This is a genomic window from Sinomicrobium soli (genome assembly GCF_003285545.1).
In the GTDB taxonomy this organism is placed as follows: Bacteria; Bacteroidota; Bacteroidia; order Flavobacteriales; family Flavobacteriaceae; genus Sinomicrobium.
This window is the reverse complement of the sequence record NZ_QLNV01000039.1, coordinates 1-2,200: the sequence shown is the minus strand read 5'-3', so window position 1 is coordinate 2,200 and position 2,200 is coordinate 1. Positions and strand designations below refer to the sequence as shown.

Below are 2,200 nucleotides of genomic sequence, written 5' to 3'. Positions count from 1 at the left end.
TGATCCGGGAGGAGATGAATACTGCTGGGATGATATCATTGGCCAGGATTGCTATGAAGAGTGCGATTGGATAGATGGTCCCATAGACCCGAATCCGGATCCCTGTGACGATCCGGGGAATTGGGATGAATGTTATGGGGATGGAGGAGATGATTTTCCAGGTAATGGCTCCTTTGAATTTAATTTAGATTTAGTATATTATGATGAAGGAGATAAGCCTCTCTATGAATATAATGATAAATGTACAGGGATAACCAGTTTGTGGCAGTTAAGCGAGGATTCTGGCAATGAATTTGCTGCTGTTTTAACTAATGATGGAGCTATTTTAATTATTCAGGAAGTAAATTCAAACGGAGGAGGGATAAACGGTATATACCAATATGCTGGAAACACTTATTATCAGTACCCTATGTCACAAGGATCACCATCCAGAACCTATGCAGGACAAATTCAAAGTGCAAGGCGTTATTTTATACCTATTAAAGCAACCATTCACTCGCATACCCCCTGTATTAACGATGGGTCTGATGGCATAACTAATAATATTATTAATGACGATAAAAATTTTGCTTCACACTATTCAGCTATCAATCACTATATAATAGGATGTTCTGCAATTGGTCAATATAATGGAAGTAGTAACCAGGCATTTAATATTCAACATGGGAATTTAAGTACATTGTGCAATAATGTAAATTAGAAAAATGGAATATATAAAAAAAATTACAACATTCTTTTGTGGTGTTTTTTTCTGTTTATCATCATATTCGCAAACCATAGATATTAAGGAAATTAATGTGGGAGATTCTATCCTGAAGGAACAGATAAAAGCATATATAGTTGATACAAAAAAAAGAAATACCCTGTTTTCCCAACGAGGATATATAGAAGTAAGACTATTATACTCAAATAATGAAGCAATTAAGGACCAATTAAAAATAAGTTATAAAATTAAAGATCAATATTACAATGTACATGTTCGGAGACCATCGGAATTCCCGATATTCTATGGATACATCTCTGACAAATTGGTGTTATTTTATGATCTTATACCTGGTTTGATAAGTACTTCAGATATTTCTAAGAGAAGCAGGCGACGTTTATCTAAGAGGATTAAACCTTATTTAAAGGAAAGAGAACATATTATAGCAAAAGACAGTGAAGGAAATGTAATAATTAATGACAGAGATTTTGTTGACGAAACCTATAATATTCATGGAGGTATCATATTGAAAATATATAATGATGGGAAATGGGAAGTTGAGCATTAAAACGAAGTTTTACTTCTAATAGCCTGCCATAGCACACCCGAAGAGGTTCGGGAAGCACTGGAATCAGCCAAAGATAACCGGCCGGAACTGGAAAAGGTCATCATCCGTGTAGTCAATGGCCGCCCGGTACGGAAATACAAGGGCCGGCCGCAGACGCAGAAGGAACGGCTACCATCGAAACAGCAGTTGGCAGCGATGGGGGGCTATGACTGTTATGAGGTCTGCGAGGACATCTATGGAGGGGGCTGTGTGGGCGAAGGCTCCTGGGACCCGGACGATCCGGGGGGAGGTGATGAGTACTGTTGGGAAGATTATCTTGGCCAGGATTGCTACGAAGTATGTGATGATTGGCCAGACGATCCCATAGATCCGGAACCGGACTACTGTGACGATCCGGGGAATTGGGATGAATGTTATGGGGATGGAGGGGGTGATTATTATCCGGACCCGGAAGAAGTAGATCCCTGTGACCATGCAGCACAGTTGGGAAGCAACGAAAATTTCAAGTCAATCCTTAGAACACTCAAAACAACTGCCGATAATGCCGATTTTAAACATGAGGTAGGATACGTTTACTCTCATAACGGTGATCAAATGGAGAAGACGCTGATAACGGGAGAAGAAGGGGCAGCAGGTATTGAATTTTCCTTAAATGGACAGATCGATGGATTTGCACACACCCATTATGTAGGGTTATTATCCGTTTTCTCTCCGGATGATATCTATAGTATGGCTCAGTTATATATGAACGGAAATATGAATGATGCAGCCACGTTTAGCATGGTTGTCGTTACACAGAGCGGGACACAGTATATGTTAATGATAGAAGACGAAACCAAATTCAGTACCTACGCGGATAATTTGGTGGGTAATTCTACTTTGCATATGTTCAGTGATCTGTTCAATAATCTTTATAAGATCAATGCAAA

At 39.3% G+C, this 2,200-nt stretch carries 3 protein-coding genes; all 3 read left to right on the top strand.

Translation table 11 applies throughout. The features are described 5' to 3' along the window. A partial coding sequence (locus DN748_RS19190; protein ID WP_161554617.1) for a hypothetical protein occupies nucleotides 1-700 on the top strand: 700 nt, incomplete at its 5' end. Nucleotides 701-704: 4 nt separating this feature from the next. Then, nucleotides 705-1,271 carry a hypothetical protein gene (locus tag DN748_RS18920; protein ID WP_112373400.1) on the top strand — a complete coding sequence of 189 codons (567 nt, stop codon included), beginning with the start codon at nucleotides 705-707 and terminating at the stop codon, nucleotides 1,269-1,271. A gap of 195 nt (nucleotides 1,272-1,466) precedes the next feature. Continuing rightward, nucleotides 1,467-2,200 (top strand): hypothetical protein (locus DN748_RS18915; protein ID WP_146746661.1); only part of this gene is annotated, 734 nt, incomplete at its 3' end.

Excerpts from the sequence above, each read along its gene's own strand:
- DN748_RS18920 (WP_112373400.1), top strand. The coding sequence starts at position 705 with ATGGAATATATAAAAAAAATTACAACATTCTTTTGTGGTGTTTTTTTC.